This is a genomic window from Paenarthrobacter sp. 10N417, from assembly GCF_056394745.1.
The window spans coordinates 11,784-28,285 of record NZ_JBFTIL010000027.1; the positions used below are offsets into that span (position 1 = coordinate 11,784).

Sequence of the window (16,502 nt, forward strand, 5' to 3'; positions counted from 1 at the left end):
TTGCATAGACAATCGGTCGGTTGGTCGAATAGAATCGCGATGGCACAACGTAGTGCGATCGAAGTACATGCAGTAAATGGCCTGCTTCGGGATCAAGACCAGCAGAAAGAACACTCATGAAGAACGCGACTAGCTCATCCCGCCTGGGCGACCAGTATCCACCGCGGCTACCAATTGAGCGTGACCCCGTCGACAGAGTGGCACCGTCGTCAACGCTTGCCGAGGCTCGTCGGAGCGGAGAGTGGCCCTCTTTTGACTTCTTCGACCCTATGGTCGGCGGTTCCGGTGTCCGGGACGCTAAGGCCATCACGCGCTACTCCGAAGTGCGCGAAGTACTGCGGGCCCCTGGTACCCGCATGGGCATTCTGGTTGACGCGGAAGAAGAGTCGCTCAAGATGCCGGGCATGCTACTTGTGGGTGAGGGCGAGGAGCATCGGCGCGCTAAGTCGGTGCTTGTTAGGCACCTGAACCCGAGGCGAGTACAGGAACTGCGGCCCGAGCTCGAGCGCATCGTTGACGAACTGCTGGACCGGTTGGAAGCGCACGGTGGGCCCGTAGATCTTGTAGCTGAATACACGTCCCAGCTTCCTGCTTTGATGGTTTCTCACCTCCTTGGGATTCCCTACGACGAAGCGAGCAAGATTGACCACTGGACGCGTAAACAGTCAGACCAGACGGTGAGTGCCGATGAAGTTCAAAATGCAATTACTGAGTTGAAGGCATTCACGGCTGAGAAGGTTGCTAACGCTCGAAAAAATCCAGGCAGTGACCTTTTGAGTGCCTTGGTTCACGACCACACAGACGTCCTTAGCGATGCGGAGTCGGCCGGCCTTGTGTTCAGTGTCATCACGGCGTCGCTGGATACGACGACGAGGTTCAGCACGCTCGTCATCCTGACGTTGCTCCGGAATGCCGAGCAACGCTCCATCATGCAGGAAGCCGGCGGGATAACAGAAGCGAACATCGACGAACTCATACGCTACCTGTCTCCCGCTCCTGCTGCCCAGTGGCGTTACATCACGGAGGACCTTGAAATCGGTGAGAAGTCGCTGAAGGCTGGTGAACGCGTGCAAGTTTCATTGCTCGCAGCGAACTGGGACCCGGAATTGGTCGGTGACCGTCCGGAACTCGATCTACGACGTAAACCCATACCGCACGTTGCGTTTGGCTACGGTATGCACCAATGCCCCGGGCAGCACCTTGCTCGGCTTGAAGTCAGCATTCTGGTAAGCAAGCTCTTCAACCGCTACCCTGGTCTTCGACTCGCAGAGAAAATTGACGATCTTGAATGGCTCAAGAAGGACTTGCTTTACGCGACAAGGACACTGCCAGTCATATGGTAGAAGTCCAGCGGCGACCACACGGGCGCACGCGCTGAGTCCGTCTGGTCATCCGAGTCGCGTTGCGAATTCGTTCGAGACCTATTGCGGCATCGGCCGTATCGTACTTCACCACGGCAAGAATGAACCCGGCTGCAGCTGCCCGGGCAATTGCCAACCTGTTCCTTGGCAGTGGGCGGTCCGCTCGCCGTCGCTCCCGGGCAGGACGGAATCGGTGACGTGAAGAGTCGAGGGCGGCGGTGTGGCATTACTGGCTTCTCATTCCGGGCCGATGGCGGGGCAGCCGAATTGCGGATGAACCGGATTCTGCAACGCAAGGGCATTGAGTAGTTGCAGCCTCTCCCGGTCTGCGTCTGACCAACCCAATATGGCCGCGGCCAGACTAAATGCACCGAAACAACAAGGTGTAATTTCCCTGCTTCGCTTCGAAACAGAGGCGTTGGCTGTGGCTTCGAGCGCCGCTGGTTATATTTTCCCTTTGTCGAGGCCCTGTGGCGAACGGACCGATCGGCATACCCCACTAGCGGCCGCAGCCGGTCAGAGCCTGGGATCACCCGCAGCGGAATGGTGGACTGGGCAGCCCCGGACGCAAGCTAACACTTTACAGAGTTTTCAGGGTGCTGGGGCGGCACTTTCTCGCCAGCGCCATCCGCCCAACCGCCCCAGTCCGCCCCAGCGTCCTCACCTTAGGTACGTACTTTCTGCCGGGAAATGATTTGGGAAACTGCTGGACGATCACCTTAACAGAACGAGGATCTATGAATGGATACAAGGACATGAGAATCGTCATCACTGGCGCAACCGGGCAGCTGGGCCGCCACGTCATCGAGGCGCTCCTGGAACGCAGTGTCCCCCCTGAGCGGATCGTCGCGACGGGTCGCTCTATCTGGAAACTGGCGGATTTCGCCGATCTCGGAGTCCAGGTCAAGGCCATGGACTACGGAAACGCTGCCTCTGTTGCTGAAGCGCTGAAAGGAGCAAGCAAAGTATTACTGATCTCGAGCAGTCAAGTGGGCCAGCGCGTGGAACAGCACCGCACCGTCATAGAGGCGGCCACGGCCGAGAGAGTAAAACTGCTTGCTTACACCAGCATCGCGAACGCCGACACCACTGGAATGAAGTTAGCCGCAGAACACCAGGCCACTGAGGCAATTCTCAAGGCATCCGGCGTACCCTTCGCACTCCTGCGCAATGGCTGGTACTTGGAGAACTACACCGATCAGTTGCGGGGAACCCTGGCTCAAGGGACACTGGCGGGAAGTGCTGGAAAGGGCAAGATAAGCGGCGCCTCCCGCGTCGACTATGCACACGCTGCCGCTTCCGTGCTGATAGCAGAAGACCAGTCGGGCAAGGTATACGAACTTGGTGGGGACGAAGCATTCACCCTAGATGAGCTTGCAGCGGAAATCGCCGCCGCCGTCGGTCGACCGATCAACTATGAGGATCTTCCTGCCGACGACTACGTTGACCTGCTGACCGGCGTCGGTGTACCTGAAGCTTTTGCTCAGATCCTTGCCGATTCTGATCTCGGCATTGCGCGCGGTGATCTTCTGGTTACCGGCGGCGACCTGCCCAAGCTGATAGAACGCCCCCCAACCTCCATGTCCGAGGCCGTGCGTTCGGCTGTCGCCTCAATCCCCCATACATCCCGCCCGTTAGCCAGATGACCCATAGGCCAACATTCCGACACGTTCGGTTGATCGAAGTGCGCCGCAGTGTACTCTTTATAGAACGAACGGTCGGTAATTGTTCCGACCACGGTCCCTTTACACGTCACTTTTCGCGAAGGATGTTCCCATGGTCGAGGCTTTTCTTGTTGGCGGTGCCCGCACTCCTGTAGGCCGGTATGGCGGCGCCCTCTCGGTGGTCCGGCCGGACGACCTCGCCGCCTTGGTGGTCCGCGAAGCAGTGGCGCGTGCCGGCGTCGACCCTGACGCGATCGACGAGGTGATACTCGGCAATGCGAACGGCGCCGGCGAGGAGAACCGCAACGTCGCCCGCATGGCAACCCTCTTGGCGGGACTTCCCCTCCACATCCCCGGGATCACCGTCAACCGCCTGTGCGCTTCCGGCATGAGTGCCATCACCATGGCGAGCCACATGATCAAGGCAGGTGCAGCGGACATCGTGGTGGCCGGCGGCGTCGAGTCCATGAGCCGGGCCCCGTGGGTCCAGGAAAAGCCGACGACGGCGTTCGCCAAGCCCGGCCAGATCTTCGATACCTCCATCGGCTGGCGCTTCGCCAACCCCCTTTTCACCAAGGGCGAGCTCTCCCGCGATGGCAAAATGACCTACTCGATGCCGGAAACTGCCGAGGAAGTTGCACGAGTGGACGGCATTTCCCGCGAGGACGCAGATGCCTTCGCAGTCCGCTCGCATGAACGCGCTCTCGCTGCAATCGCCGGCGGCCGTTTCAAGGAAGAAATCGTGCCAGTGACCGTGAAGACCCGCAAGGGCGAAACGGTTGTGGACACCGACGAGGGCCCGCGGGAAGGAACCACCATGGAGGTCCTCGCCGGCCTTCGTCCCGTGGTTGCCGGTGGCTCGGTTGTTACGGCGGGCAACTCGTCCAGCCTCAACGACGGCGCTTCGGCAATCGTCGTCGCCTCGGAAGCTGCGATCAAAAAGTTCGGACTCACGCCGCGCGCCCGGATCATCGACGGCGGCTCGGCCGGTTGCGAGCCCGAAATCATGGGCATAGGGCCGGTTCCAGCCTCCCAAAAGATCCTCAACCGTTCCGGACTCACGGTCGGTGACCTTGGCGCCGTCGAACTCAATGAAGCTTTCGCGACGCAATCGCTCGCGAGCATGCGGCGTCTGGGCTTGGACCCGAGCATCGTGAACAACGACGGCGGTGCAATCTCTTTAGGGCACCCGCTTGGTTCCAGCGGCTCGCGTATTGCGATTACTTTGCTGGGTCGCATGGAGCGCGAGCTGGGCGCCGCCGAGCGGAAGATCGGCCTCGCGACCATGTGTATCGGCGTCGGGCAGGGTGCGGCGATCCTCCTGGAAGGCGTGTAATGGCACTGAAAGGCGACTTCGCTACCTTGCTGGTCGAGGAACGTGACGACCGGGTTACAGTGCTCTTGAACCGGCCCGAGGTCCGCAACGCGATCGACCAGCAGATGGTGGACGAACTCCACGAGGTCTGCGAGTACCTTGAACGCGAGCCCAAGATCCTCATCATTGCCGGCGTCGAAGGTGTTTTCGCTTCCGGTGCGGACATTGGCCAGCTTCGCGAGCGCCGCCGCGACGACGCCCTGCGCGGCATCAACTCCACAATCTTCGTGCGGATCGCCAAGCTTCCGATGCCGGTCATCGCAGCCTTGGACGGCTATTGCCTGGGTGGCGGCGCGGAGCTCGCCTATGCCGCGGATTTTCGGATCGCCACGCCGAGCCTACGGATCGGGAATCCGGAAACGGGCCTGGGAATATTGGCCGCGGCCGGAGCGACCTGGCGGCTCAAAGAGCTCGTGGGGGAGCCGATAGCCAAGGAAATCCTGCTCGCCGGGGCTGTCCTCCGGGCCGATGAAGCACTCCGGATCAACCTCATCACACAGATCCACGAAGCTCCAGAGCTAATGGACGCGGCACACGCGCTGGCTACCAGGATCGGCCGGCAAGATCCCTTGGCGGTGCGGATTACCAAATCCGTATTTCATGCACCGGCCGAGGCGCACCCCGTGATCGATACGCTGGCGCAGGGGATGCTCTTTGAATCGCAGGCAAAGTTCGATCGCATGCAGGCGTTCCTGGATAAGAAGAGCAGCGACAAGAATTCCAGCGACAACTCCAGCGACAACCCAGACAGGATCCGGAAATGACAGCAGTATCCGCTTTGCCCGCCATTCCACACGTTGTCGGTGTTCTCGGAGGCGGTCGCATGGGTGCCGGGATCGCGCACGCCTTCCTTATCAAGGGCGCCACAGTGATCGTTGTTGAGCGTGACCACGAAGCCGCTGCAGGTGCCCAGGGCCGTGTTGCCGACGCCGTCGCGAAGTCCGAGGCCCGGGGCACCCTGAGAGAAACGGCCGAGGAAGCATTGTCCCGGTTCAGCACTTCCACCGACTACGACTCCTTCGTGCATTGCGGGCTCGTGGTCGAAGCCGTCCCGGAAGACTACGAGCTGAAAGTCGCGGCCCTGAAAGCCGTGGAGGAGCACCTTTCCGCCGACGCTTTCCTGGCTTCCAACACTTCCTCGCTCTCCGTGACCGGCCTGGCCTCGCAGCTACGCAGGCCGGCCAATTTCGTGGGCCTGCACTTCTTCAATCCCGTGCCTGCCTCCACGCTCATCGAGGTGGTCTTGGCGAACGAAACGTCACCCGAACTCGCTGCCACGGCCAAAAGCTGGACCGAGGCACTCGGCAAGACCGCCGTCGTCGTCAATGACGCTCCCGGCTTTGCTTCCTCCCGGCTGGGTGTCGCGATCGCCCTGGAGGCGATGCGGATGGTGGAAGAAGGTGTGGCGTCGGCGGAGGATATCGACGCCGCGATGGTGCTCGGTTACAAGCACCCGACCGGTCCGCTCAGGACCACGGACATTGTGGGCCTGGATGTGCGGCTGGGAATCGCCGAATACCTGCAGTCCACGTTGGGTGAGCGTTTCGCGCCGCCCCAGATCCTGCGCGACAAGGTTGCCCGCGGCGAACTGGGACGCAAGACTGGCAAGGGATTTTTCGACTGGACTGACTAGCGTGCGTCCGCGAAGTGCCTTTACAAGTCAGGGCTCGAAGTTCTGAACGTAGGTCACAGGCTGCATGGCGATGACGCTGGTTGTTGAAGCTCACGGGTGATTGTTGCGTATTGCTGTTGTTTTCCAGGCCGGGGCTAGCTTTCGTAGTGGTTAGTGTCGGCGGACGTAGCTGAGGGGTGCTTCACTGCATTAGCTTGGTTGGTCGGGTGTCTGGTTGGAGAGGCAATGACACTGAAGAGTAACGGGCAACTCTCGAGTGTTCCACCTCGACTCCAATTATGTGTTTAGTGTCTTCTTCTCCTGCATAAGATCCGCAATGACCACCAGACCGGCGCGGCCGCCGCGCCGGTCTTCAACCTGCAGCGGTTATGGCAAGACGCTAAGCTGGCGGCGAGCTTGCTTTGCGCTCGTTGCTGAGCCATCGCTTGAAACGCGCTGCTCGTTCTTTCATGCCGATTAGAACAACGGCCACTGCTGAACCAGCTCGTCGGTACGCGATGGCGCACTCGCCGGAGAGTTCACCCTCGAGAATTTCGATCTGGTCGGCAAGTCCGGGCATTCCGTACGAGGTCAGGCGCACTTCGCCTTGATCAGACCAGAACCAAGGCATGAGGGCAACCGGGGGTGGAGTGTTTTTGGAGACTCCGAGATCGTAGAGAAGGGTTCGCGCCGCGAATCCAGCAGTGTCGATGGCTGTTTGCCAGTGCTCGATGCGAAGCGGAGGGGCATCGAAGACAGGATTCGCGAATCGCGCTGCGTCGCCGACGGCTACGACGCCCAATCTACCTCCTGCGCGCAGCTGAGAATCGCAGAGAATTCCGTTGGTGAGATCGAGGCCGTTTCCGTCGAGCCAGTCGGCGTTAGGTACGGAACCGATCGTTTCAAGGAGAACATCAGCCCGCAGACGCGTTCCGTCGTCGAGTAGCACACCGTTAACCCGCCCGTCACCCTCAGTCGCGAGAATCGTCCGTGACATGTGGAAGCGTACACCTATCGCCTCGTGTCGGCGTTGAACTTCGGCGCCCACCATTTCTCCCAAAGGGATGAACATCGCGCAAGGGTCCATCGCGACCACGTCTACCTCGCAGCCGAGTTTTCGGGCAGTGGCCGCGACCTCACACCCAATGAAGCCTGCTCCCAGGATGACGATGTGGGCACCGGGGACCAATGCTGCCCTAAGGGCGGAGGCATCTTCGAGCGTACGGAGGACGGTTCGCCCCTGCACAGGACCGGGCGCTGACAGGCGTCGCGAGGAGACCCCGGTTGCGGCGACGAGACCGCTGAAGGCTAGCTCATCACCAGATCCGAGGGTTAGGACACGCGCGTCGAGGTCAGCCCTTACTACGGGCGATCCGAGCAGCCAGTCGACATCGGCCACACTGTCACTCAAGGCGAACACCAGGTCATCACGCTCCATCGTCCCCCAGAGGAGCTCTTTCGATAGGGGCGGCCGGTTGTACGGCATCTCCTTTTCGTCAGAAGCAACCACAATGCGATCGGTCCACCCGCCGGCGCGGAGATTCTCGGCCGTGCGGAGACCAGCTAGAGCGCCGCCGGCGATAACAATGGTCATGGCGTCCCCACTAAGCCGGCGGTGCACGTCACGCTGTCGAGCGCTCCGTCTCTAACCGGAGCGGAATGGATTTCAACACCAAACACAAGGTCTCCTATCTACGCACCGTGAGCGGCATGGGATGACCGGCCGGGAGATCCGACCGATCGATAACATCACTGTGTCGCGCCTTCTGACGCATGCTAGAAAACTAGCACCAAGCCGCGAATCAAACAACTGTATGGTTCATAAGATACCTTAATGCTTCTTAAAGCGGGGCTTCGGGAAGCTTGGCGGCAAGCAAATATCACGGGCTCTGCGCAAGCGTCCTGCGCACGCAGGAGGCCCATCGCGTCTCAAGGGTAAGCGAGTCGGAGGCATTAAGCGCGGCCAGCTTCCAGATGCCAGGGGCGGCCGCCATTCCTCATTGACAACCGGTCGGTTGGTTGAAACAATCAGCTTGTATTGCTAAGAGCCACAGTTTGTGGACGTCGAAGTTGGCCACCGTCGAAAGGTAGCGATGTGAATTCGATCGCTTGTCTATGGGGCATTAAAGCGAGCTTCATACGGTACCTCGCCATGCAGCACGGCACAGAAGCCTCGATCGGCGGCGGAGCCGCTGCTACGGCCAATAATCGATTCATGTTCCCGGCAGCAGCCGGAGCTAATTCCCTACCGGCCACCGGGCCAGGCGAGATGAAGTTTGAAGGCGACGTCCACTTCATTGCACACGGCGGTTTACTAAACGTCATTTTCGCGGACCCGTGGATTCAACGCACCGAGAATCAGATCTTGCTCAGTGTCGTCACGGGGGGATACTCGGGATCTTCCGGGAAACCAACGGTTATCGCCGAACTCATCGAACGCGAGAGTGCCGAGGACGGCTCGATCACCTTCGATGCGACTTTGGCATCCTCCGGAGTCCAGGTTTTCGGCGGCGCTTACGCCGCGGGTGAGCCTCTTGATGCGGTCCGAGTCGTGCACAGTCCCCTGTCAACACCCACGCCGAGAGCAAAGAAGAACCAACAATGACTCAGACCACTAAGGACATTCACATCATCTTTGGATCCGAATCCGGTGGTGGAGAACTTACCGCAGAAGACATCGCGGAATCGCTCCCCGAGGGTTTCCAAGCGCGGGTTGAAAGCATGGCTGACGTGGATGTCGCAACGTTAACTGACGGGGCCTTTCTCTTCGTCATTTGTTCAACATATGGGGAGGGGGAACTCCCCATGGGCGCCCAACCGTTCCACGAGGCGCTGACATCTGCGCGACCCGATCTGACGGGCTTGAGATATGCGGTCTTCGGCCGCGGGGACAAAACCTACCTCAAGACCTTTGCACAAGGCAGCGCAATCATCGATAGCTTGCTCACGGAGTTGGGTGCAGAACGCGTCGGTGAAGTCTGCCATCACGACGCGAGCGACTGGAACATCAACGACGAGTTCGCCGTCGAGTGGGCCGGCGGAATTATCGAGATTCTCACTATGGACAAAATATCGTCATAATGGCCGCTGCCAGTCCTCTTATAGTGCCTACCTCGGTCATTGACAGATCAGCTCTGCCTAACGGGGCCCGCTCCAGGACCTTCGGAGCGGCCTATGGTCAACGCCTACGACACCACCAGAACGCGCCCGGTACGGGCCGCCGATAAAGGGCGGGATCGAAGCCCGCCAGGCCGCCGAATGTGTATACGCCTAGTGTCTCGTTTCAGGAGCCAACCGGGCTACAGGAGGGAGTGGCCGGGAACGCCGTCGTCGCCGATCGTAGTTCCGTTCGATCCACGGTTTTGTCGCCGACCAGCGCCTGGGCCTTCACCGGCGGTGTCCGGACCGTTCTTCTGCAGCAAGAACGAATGGCGGGACGGGAACTGGCTCCATTGAATTGAATCCATACTGTTCCTAGCGGGCGCCGTTCGAACGGGCGAGGACACTTCGGTGCGGCAACCGTCTACGATCAGCGGGCAATCACGTGCGCCGATCCGATCCAGTGGGTCATTAGCAAGGCATAGAATCTCATACCCCTGGCCAACGAACGGGAGGCAATCCCGCCGGGGAAACAGCGGTGTGAGCACAACTCCCGGGCCCTAGGAGGCGGGGAGTCACACACGGAAGCATAGATCTAAGGCCGCCTGCTCCTGCCACAGGACGGACACTGCCCCGGAAATCCTGGATCACCTGCAACTCCCCCACCGCTGCTTACCTCACCCGGGTCGCCAACCTCTTCAGCTCGATCGAAGTGTCGGCGAGTTCCTCGCGGGTCGCAGACGTGCCCTGCTCAACCAGAAGCTTGCCCTGGGCGAAGTCCGCGATTGAATTCACGCAGTCGAGAGCGATCACCCGTCCATCGCGAAGGTAGACGATACTGAACTTCGACGCAGCTGGTTCTCCACGAAGTATTGCCTCATCGTGACCGGCCTGCAGTCCCACCGTCTGGAGCCTGGTGTCAAATTGGTGTGACCAGAACCACGGTGGAGCCGTGCTCTCGTTCGGCACCGACAAGATGACGCCTGCAACGACCTTGCCGTGCTCGACAGCGTTGGGCACCGATTCCAGACGGACGCGCGCGCCGCCGGCGAACGGGCTCTTGAAGTTGGCGCAGTCCCCGACTGCGAAAATGTCGGGAGCCGAGGTGCGACATTCGCCATCTACCTCAACGCCGTTGGAGCAGACAACGCCGGCCGCGGCAAGCGGTTCGACGTTGGGGATAAGCCCGACCCCTACAATGACCAAGTCGGCGGGCAAGATTTCACCGTTACTAAGTTGCACACCGACTACTTGATCGTGCTCGCCCAAAATCGTTTCCACGCCCGAGCTAAGAAGTACGGTGGTGCCTACAGCCCGGTGGAGGTCGGAATAGAAGTCGGACACCGCGGGGCAAGTCACACGGGCCAGTAGACGTTCCTGCACTTCGACTACTGTCACCGCAACACCTCGCTGAGCGAGGGCTGCCGCGGCTTCCAGGCCGATATAGCCTCCGCCGATTATAACCGCATTGCGAGCATCTTCGATGCTCACGCGGAGCCGCTGTGCGTCGGCGTGGTTGCGCAAGCTGAAGACCCCAGAAAGGTCCGCTCCCGGGACTGCGATCGTGCGGGCCCGGCCGCCTGCGGCCCAGACGAGGCGCGAGTAGCCGATCCGGAGACCGTTTTCGGTCAGGACTTCATGCGCATCGACGTCGACCGACTCAACTGTGATGCCGGTAATCATCTCGATTGAGTTCTTTTTCCAGTAATCGTCGGACCGGAAGCGGAACTCTCCCACCTCGGCATCGCCGCGCAGGTATGTCTTGGAAAGCGGGGGCCGCTGGTACGGCAGCTCGTCCTCGTCGCCCACGATCGCGATGGAACCTTCGAATCCGCCCTGGCGAAGAGACATTGCTGTCTGCACTCCGGCCTGCCCGGCGCCGACGATAAGCACCTCGTAGGATCCGGCACCCTTCACTGGAGACCCCCCGCTCATTGGTGATCGGAGATACGTGAGGTGAAGCCGTGCATGTCGGGCCCGACGCTTATCTGACAGGCGAGCCGACTCTCAGGCCGCACGTCGTCCATCATCGAAAGAAGCTCACGCTCACCCTCCGATTGAGGTTCGATCCGGTCGCTCCACTCGGCGGACACGTATACGTGGCACGTGCCGCAGGTGAGTTCCCCGCCGCATTCGCCAACGATGCCAGGCACGTCGTGTTGAAGGGCAACCCGCATCAGTGACTCACCATCGGAGGCATCCACTGTGTGTTCTGTGTCGTCGGGTGACACATAGGTTATCTGCGTCATGGTTCGGTCCTCTTCGTTTAGGTCGGGGTCACAACTGCCCGCTGGGGGAGCCGAGCGCGTCCCGCGAGTACGCCGTGGTGAACTGGTCGCTCCGTTGCGCTCGAGAGTGGCTCTAGTCTACCATTCATTTGGTTGATTAGGGATATGTTGGATAGTTCGCACATTGTTAGGAAGCCAGAGATCGGCGAGTGGAAATCCTCGTCGGAGATCTTGCTATGTTGAGGAGGCGGCCCAGAGCTCCGCCACTCAGCAGATAGTTAACCGGGATCCCGCAGCCAAAAAGCGCAGGCAAGCAGAGTTGAAAGCCCCGGCGTGGTTCGCATTGCCGGGAATGCCCGAAACTGCACATGCAGGCCAAACAGCGGCGCGGATCCGGCTGCTCCGCGCCGCTGTTTGGCCTTCATTGACCGCCCTTATGCGCGAGGGCGAGGTTCACCTCTACCCGGCGCTTCCCTCGATGGCAGGCACGCCCGACATTTCACGAAGCGAGTCTCGGATGTCGGTGACCAGGAATTCAGGCTGCTCCAGGGCCGGGAAGTGGCCGCCCTTTGCCTGCGGAGTCCACCGCACGACGTTGTAGTGGTGCTCCGCAACCCGTCGCGTCGAGCGATAGAGCTCCTGTGGGAAGATCGCCACCGCTACGGGCGCATCCACCCGCTCTGCGGATGGGCCCATCATCCCTGCGACCGCGGTCTCGAAGTAGAGGCGGCCCGAGGATCCGCCGGTAGCCGTGACCCAGTACGTCATGATGTTAGCCAGGATCTCGTCCTTGCTGAGTACTGATTCAAGGTCACCACCGTTGTCGGTCCACGTATTGAGCTTCTCGACGATCCATGCCGCGAGTCCGACCGGAGAGTCAACCAGCGAATAGGCGATCGTCTGCGGCTTGCTCGCCTGCAGGGCCAAATAGCCCGTCTCCACCATGTTGTAGACTGCCTGGTCGGCAGCGAGCTGCGCTTCTTCTGGCGTAGGATCGCCATCCTCCGGCCGCAGTCCACCCGTCACCAAAAACGTAAGGTGCAGACCGGAAACCCGGTGGGGGTGGCGAACGGCCAACTGCCCGGCGAGCACCGAGCCGAAGTCGCCGCCGTGCGCGAAGTAGTTGTCATAGCCGAGTCCCGTCATGAGCTCAGCGAATGCATCGGCGATCCGGCCGGGATGCCAGCCCGCGTCGTTCGTCGGCCCGCTGAAGGCGAAGCCGGGAAGCGACGGGATAACGAGGTCGAAGGCATCCTCGGCACGCCCGCCGTGTGCTACCGGGTCGCTTAGAGGTCCTATCACCTTAAGGAACTCCAGAGGAGAACTGGGCCAGCCGTGAAGTAGTATCAGCGGTTTGGCATCAGGTTCAGGCGATTTCACGTGAACGAAGTGCATGTTCTGCCCGTCGATCATCGTGGTGAACTGCGGGAATTTGTTGAACCGGTCCTCCACCGCACGCCAGTCGAACTGGTCTTTCCAGTGCGCGATGAGTTCCTGCAGATAGCCGAGGTCCGCACCGTAGGTCCAGCCGGTTCCGGGGATTGCGTCGGGCCATCGGATGTTTGCGAGGCGGCGGTCAAGATCGGCGAGGACCTCGTCGGATACGTTGACACTAAAAGGTGTGAACTCCATCATCACTGTCCCATCTCAAGCGTTGGTCGGCACGTCAGTGCGTCGAAGGTTTCCGAGCCGGTCCCAGTCCGCGAGCACACGATCCCGGAGTTCCTCATCGCCCAGCCAGTCCGTCGACCGCACCATGTTGATAGTCTCCATGAACTTGAGCGAGATCGACTCGTCTTCTGTGGCAAGGGCGATCACACGGTCGGCGTATTCGGATTCGGGCGACTTGGGGGAATCCATGGTCACGCCATCGATCTCCACCCCTGGAATGCCGTAGTCCGAAGTAGTCGAGAACGTCCAACACGGCGCAATTACCGCTTGCAGGTCCTTTTGGAAACGCTCGGCAAAGCCGTCCAGCCCGGACCCCCGCGTGGTTTCCTGAAGAAAGTCCGTGAGGGAAGACTCCAGCGTGCGCGCGCCGCGCGCAGCAGCAGTCATGCCCTGCCCATAGATAGGGTTGAATGCTGCTGCTGCGTCACCGACCACGACAAAGTTCTCGGGACGCTCCTCGAGCTTTGACCAGTCGCGGAGCCGGTTCGAGGTATTCTGCCAAGCCTCGATGCCGCTCACACGGCCGAACTGTTCGATCAAGTCCCTGAACTCTGATGAACCAAAGCTGGAGATGAAATCGAGGAAGCCGTCGACGTCGCTAGGCGGCAGGTCGCCGGCACAGCCCTGAGCTGTCACGACCATGAGGTTGTCCTCCTGGCGCCACATGGATGCGCCACGCGTCGCGGCATAGCCTTCGCCACTGACTGTTGGACCGACGTAAAAGGCGGTCCAACCCGGGTCCCAGCCCTCGGGCACACGCACATAAGTGGTGGCGTACCCCCACCGTGCATTGATGACCGTTTCGACGGGCTTAGCGTAACCGGCTGCGGCGAACCAATCGGGCGCGATCGAAGGACGGCCGCTCGCGTCCACAATCAAGTCGCCACGAATAACACGGATTTCTTTGGTGTCAAGGTCCTCAACCTCAACACCGACAGCCCGGCCGTCCTCGATGACGAGGCCCCTGGCGGGGGTACGCTGCACGTAGGTTACGTTGCCAAGTCTCGCGGCACGGCCTCGGAGATACCATTCCAGATAGCGACGGGTCCCCAGCAGGATACGCATGTCGGAAGAATGCCGCGGAAACCATCCAAACTTCGACCCATATCGGAAGACAGCGGTTGGATCGGCATACGGCACGCCAGCTGCCTTCAGATCTTCGGTAAGACCGGGGAAGAGCTCCTCGAGGTCCAACCTGCCCCCGGCGCTAAGTATGTGGAACTGACCTGAGTGTGGCACCCCCCGTCGTTTCGTCGGGTCCGCCGGGAGAGTGTCTCGGTCAATGACGATCACCTCGTCGAAACGGGATGAGAGCGCCGCCGCTGCACTTGAGCCCGCGATGCTTGCACCGATGACTACGGCGGTGCCGAGTCCTCCGGTCGAGACATTCTGATCTGCGGTCATGAGTATCGGAATCCTTTCGTCTGCCGGTCGACATTGCCCGGCTTGTTGTCTGGACGTCGTTCCGCTGCCCTCCCACAGGCCCGACAAACGTCGCTTCATACTACCAAACGGCCGATCGATTTAGTCGGCTGTTTCCCTATATTTTTCAAGTGGAGGCCCCGGCATTTGCGAAAAGACCCCTGGTACAGCACATCGGGAAATGCGCGGCTGAACATAGTCCTGGCGCCACAGTGAACGACCGTCGCCGTGGCCCGTGCTTATTGAGCGGAATTAGCTGCTGCGAGGGCGGCTCGATATCCGAATACCATAGCCGCGCCAATAGTGGCGCCGGCTGCAGGGTAGGAGTCCCCCAGCATAGATGCCGTGGCGTTGCCCAAGGCGTACAGCCCGGGGATCGTGGTGCCGTCTTCACGCAGCACCTTGCCGTCACTGTCGGTTATGACGCCGCCCTTTGTTCCAAGGTCGCCCAGCCCGATCTTAATGGCATAGAACGGGGCGGACTCAATCGCTCCCAGCGTGGGATTCGGCTTCTGACGCGGATCACTGTAGTGCCGCTCGAAGGCGCTGAATCCCCGGTTGAAGTCCTCGTCGATCCCGGACTTGGCAAAGCCATTGAAGCGATCAACGGTAGTGCGGAGGGCCCCGGGATCGAGACCTATCTTGGTTGCAAGCTCCTCAATGGTCTCCGCGCGGATCAGGAAGCCACCATCGATCGCGGCCTGAGGAGTCACTCCCGGGGGCATGTACGCGAACGGGTATGACCGGCGATGCTGACTATCGATAATCTGCCACGACGGGACGGCAGGAACGGTCTTGTTCCGTTCCTCCATAGCGGCTCCGAACTCCAGGTAACCGGTGGACTCACTTACGAAGCGTTGGGCGGCCGAATCAACGACAATCGCGTGGGGATGCGACCGTTCCCAGATATTGAACCGTGTGACCCCCTTGTCATCGATCATCGTCGGCATCCACCAGGCCAGGTCCATCTGCGCCGTCGCCGCACCAAGCTCCGTCACCCACTGGTAGGAATCTCCATCGGCACCCTCCGGAACGAGGCTCCAGTCCAAGTCAACGGGGCCCTGCTGGAACTCCTTGCGCATGACCGTGTTCCGCGAAAAGCCTCCCGACGCAATCAGTACGCCATGGTTGGCGCCGATCCGAATCATCTTGCCGTTACGTTCAGCCTCCACTCCGACGACCTTCCCGCCCTCGACGATCAGCTCGCGCACAGGGCTCGAGGGCCAAATCTGAACTCCTCGATCCAATGTGATCTTCAGCAGCTGACCGATGAGTGACTGTCCCACGGCAGCAGTGTGCCTGCCGATAATCTTCTGGACGAAGGACCTAAGACCAACCTTTCCTGCGGTGTAAAAGCCACGGATGGTCCGCCGGATCATCAAAAAATCCCTGGCTTCCGTGTTATAGAGCACAAGCCCCGGCATGCCTTGGGCTCCACGGACGCGCTGCTCCCAAGGGCCAAGGGTCCTCATGTCAAAACTGTCGACTTCCAAGGATCGCCCTTTGACCTCGCCCTTGGGCAACGAAGAGTAATACTCGGGATACGGAATCATTACACGCCAGTGCATGCCTTCGGACTCGAGGAACTGGACCATCTCTGGGCCACTGTCGAGGAATGCCAGCCGAAGATCCATGCTGGTCGCGGGCGTTTCCGGCCCGACAGCAGCATTGATGTAGGTGAGTGCGTCCTGGCGGCTATCGCTCTGTCCCGCCCTATGGAGCAAGTGGTTATTCGGAATCCACACCGCTCCCCCAGAAATGGCCGACGTGCCGCCGACCTTGTCGGTTTTTTCCAGTATGAGGGTCTTCATTCCCTGCTTGCGAGCGGCAATGGCTGCGGCGAAAGCCCCAGCCCCAGAGCCGATCACCACGAAATCAAAATTTGCGTCGAACACAATGTCTCCTCTCTGAGACTGGCATACCTTAGGGCGTAATCCCGTTGAATCGCCTCAGCAGTGCCCTAGAGGTTTCATCTACCAACTGTATGGTAGATTCGGTTTTGGCTGAGCGCAAGCATGACGGCCCGTTTGGTATCGTGGGTCACTGGCCGCGGCCGGCTGTTAGTTCATG

14 protein-coding genes are annotated in these 16,502 nt (G+C 60.4%); 7 read left to right on the plus strand and 7 right to left on the minus strand.

The annotated features are described in order from the left end of the window. Positions 1-116 precede the first annotated feature (116 nt). The 5 genes from AC1DCM_RS23680 to AC1DCM_RS23700 all read left to right on the plus strand — a co-directional run bounded on the left by AC1DCM_RS23680 (position 117) and on the right by AC1DCM_RS23700 (position 6,033). Positions 117-1,343, plus strand: a complete 1,227-nt coding sequence (locus AC1DCM_RS23680; RefSeq protein ID WP_477519918.1) for a cytochrome P450 — start codon at positions 117-119, stop codon at positions 1,341-1,343. A 773-nt stretch (positions 1,344-2,116) separates the two neighbouring features. Then, a complete protein-coding gene (locus AC1DCM_RS23685; protein ID WP_477519919.1) occupies positions 2,117-3,007 on the plus strand; it encodes an SDR family oxidoreductase in 891 nt (296 codons plus the stop codon). A 130-nt stretch (positions 3,008-3,137) separates the two neighbouring features. Further along, positions 3,138-4,361: a thiolase family protein gene (locus AC1DCM_RS23690; RefSeq protein ID WP_477519920.1), complete on the plus strand. Its 1,224-nt coding sequence runs from the start codon at positions 3,138-3,140 to the stop codon at positions 4,359-4,361. Next, complete coding sequence (locus AC1DCM_RS23695) at positions 4,361-5,164, plus strand: enoyl-CoA hydratase/isomerase family protein (protein ID WP_477519921.1); 804 nt, start codon at positions 4,361-4,363, stop codon at positions 5,162-5,164. The genes AC1DCM_RS23690 and AC1DCM_RS23695 overlap by 1 nt, the downstream gene beginning before the upstream one ends. Beyond that, the gene (locus tag AC1DCM_RS23700; RefSeq protein ID WP_477519922.1) at positions 5,161-6,033 is read left to right on the plus strand and encodes a 3-hydroxyacyl-CoA dehydrogenase family protein; all 873 of its coding nucleotides are present in this window, start codon (positions 5,161-5,163) and stop codon (positions 6,031-6,033) included. The genes AC1DCM_RS23695 and AC1DCM_RS23700 overlap by 4 nt, the downstream gene beginning before the upstream one ends. A 379-nt stretch (positions 6,034-6,412) precedes the next feature. Here the strand turns inward: AC1DCM_RS23700 and AC1DCM_RS23705 are convergent, their stop codons facing one another. Then, positions 6,413-7,606 carry an NAD(P)/FAD-dependent oxidoreductase gene (locus AC1DCM_RS23705; protein ID WP_477519923.1) on the minus strand — a complete coding sequence of 398 codons (1,194 nt, stop codon included), beginning with the start codon at positions 7,604-7,606 and terminating at the stop codon, positions 6,413-6,415. Between the two features lie 501 nt (positions 7,607-8,107). On the opposite strand from AC1DCM_RS23705, the gene AC1DCM_RS23710 reads away from it, so the two are divergent. Beyond that, the gene (locus AC1DCM_RS23710) at positions 8,108-8,617 is read left to right on the plus strand and encodes an HtaA domain-containing protein (RefSeq protein WP_477519924.1); all 510 of its coding nucleotides are present in this window, start codon (positions 8,108-8,110) and stop codon (positions 8,615-8,617) included. After that, on the plus strand, positions 8,614-9,093 hold the full coding sequence (locus AC1DCM_RS23715) for a flavodoxin domain-containing protein (RefSeq protein ID WP_477519925.1): 480 nt from the start codon (positions 8,614-8,616) through the stop codon (positions 9,091-9,093). The genes AC1DCM_RS23710 and AC1DCM_RS23715 overlap by 4 nt, the downstream gene beginning before the upstream one ends. 218 nt (positions 9,094-9,311) lie before the next feature. Here AC1DCM_RS23715 and AC1DCM_RS23720 read toward each other — a convergent pair whose 3' ends face one another. The 6 genes from AC1DCM_RS23720 to AC1DCM_RS23745 all read right to left on the minus strand — a co-directional run bounded on the left by AC1DCM_RS23720 (position 9,312) and on the right by AC1DCM_RS23745 (position 16,327). Then, positions 9,312-9,479 carry a hypothetical protein gene (locus AC1DCM_RS23720; RefSeq protein WP_477519926.1) on the minus strand — a complete coding sequence of 56 codons (168 nt, stop codon included), beginning with the start codon at positions 9,477-9,479 and terminating at the stop codon, positions 9,312-9,314. Between the two features lie 304 nt (positions 9,480-9,783). Next, positions 9,784-11,028, minus strand: coding sequence for an NAD(P)/FAD-dependent oxidoreductase (locus AC1DCM_RS23725; RefSeq protein ID WP_477519927.1), 1,245 nt, complete (start codon positions 11,026-11,028; stop codon positions 9,784-9,786). 14 nt (positions 11,029-11,042) lie between these two features. Further along, positions 11,043-11,360: a 2Fe-2S iron-sulfur cluster-binding protein gene (locus AC1DCM_RS23730; RefSeq protein WP_477519928.1), complete on the minus strand. Its 318-nt coding sequence runs from the start codon at positions 11,358-11,360 to the stop codon at positions 11,043-11,045. A 438-nt stretch (positions 11,361-11,798) separates the two neighbouring features. Beyond that, positions 11,799-12,974, minus strand: coding sequence for an epoxide hydrolase family protein (locus AC1DCM_RS23735; RefSeq protein ID WP_477519929.1), 1,176 nt, complete (start codon positions 12,972-12,974; stop codon positions 11,799-11,801). A 12-nt stretch (positions 12,975-12,986) separates the two neighbouring features. Further along, positions 12,987-14,414 (minus strand): NAD(P)/FAD-dependent oxidoreductase, encoded by a 1,428-nt coding sequence (locus tag AC1DCM_RS23740; RefSeq protein ID WP_477519930.1) that lies wholly within the window; start codon positions 14,412-14,414, stop codon positions 12,987-12,989. A gap of 257 nt (positions 14,415-14,671) precedes the next feature. Continuing rightward, positions 14,672-16,327 carry an FAD-binding protein gene (locus AC1DCM_RS23745; RefSeq protein WP_477519931.1) on the minus strand — a complete coding sequence of 552 codons (1,656 nt, stop codon included), beginning with the start codon at positions 16,325-16,327 and terminating at the stop codon, positions 14,672-14,674. Positions 16,328-16,502: the final 175 nt, after the last annotated feature.

Coding starts and splice junctions, on each gene's coding strand:
- AC1DCM_RS23740 (WP_477519930.1), bottom strand. CDS start 14,414: ATGACCGCAGATCAGAATGTCTCGACCGGAGGACTCGGCACCGCCGTA.
- AC1DCM_RS23705 (WP_477519923.1), bottom strand. CDS start 7,606: ATGACCATTGTTATCGCCGGCGGCGCTCTAGCTGGTCTCCGCACGGCC.
- AC1DCM_RS23700 (WP_477519922.1), top strand. CDS start 5,161: ATGACAGCAGTATCCGCTTTGCCCGCCATTCCACACGTTGTCGGTGTT.
- AC1DCM_RS23735 (WP_477519929.1), bottom strand. CDS start 12,974: ATGATGGAGTTCACACCTTTTAGTGTCAACGTATCCGACGAGGTCCTC.
- AC1DCM_RS23730 (WP_477519928.1), bottom strand. CDS start 11,360: ATGACGCAGATAACCTATGTGTCACCCGACGACACAGAACACACAGTG.
- AC1DCM_RS23690 (WP_477519920.1), top strand. CDS start 3,138: ATGGTCGAGGCTTTTCTTGTTGGCGGTGCCCGCACTCCTGTAGGCCGG.
- AC1DCM_RS23680 (WP_477519918.1), top strand. CDS start 117: ATGAAGAACGCGACTAGCTCATCCCGCCTGGGCGACCAGTATCCACCG.
- AC1DCM_RS23720 (WP_477519926.1), bottom strand. CDS start 9,479: ATGGATTCAATTCAATGGAGCCAGTTCCCGTCCCGCCATTCGTTCTTG.
- AC1DCM_RS23685 (WP_477519919.1), top strand. CDS start 2,117: ATGAGAATCGTCATCACTGGCGCAACCGGGCAGCTGGGCCGCCACGTC.
- AC1DCM_RS23715 (WP_477519925.1), top strand. CDS start 8,614: ATGACTCAGACCACTAAGGACATTCACATCATCTTTGGATCCGAATCC.
- AC1DCM_RS23695 (WP_477519921.1), top strand. CDS start 4,361: ATGGCACTGAAAGGCGACTTCGCTACCTTGCTGGTCGAGGAACGTGAC.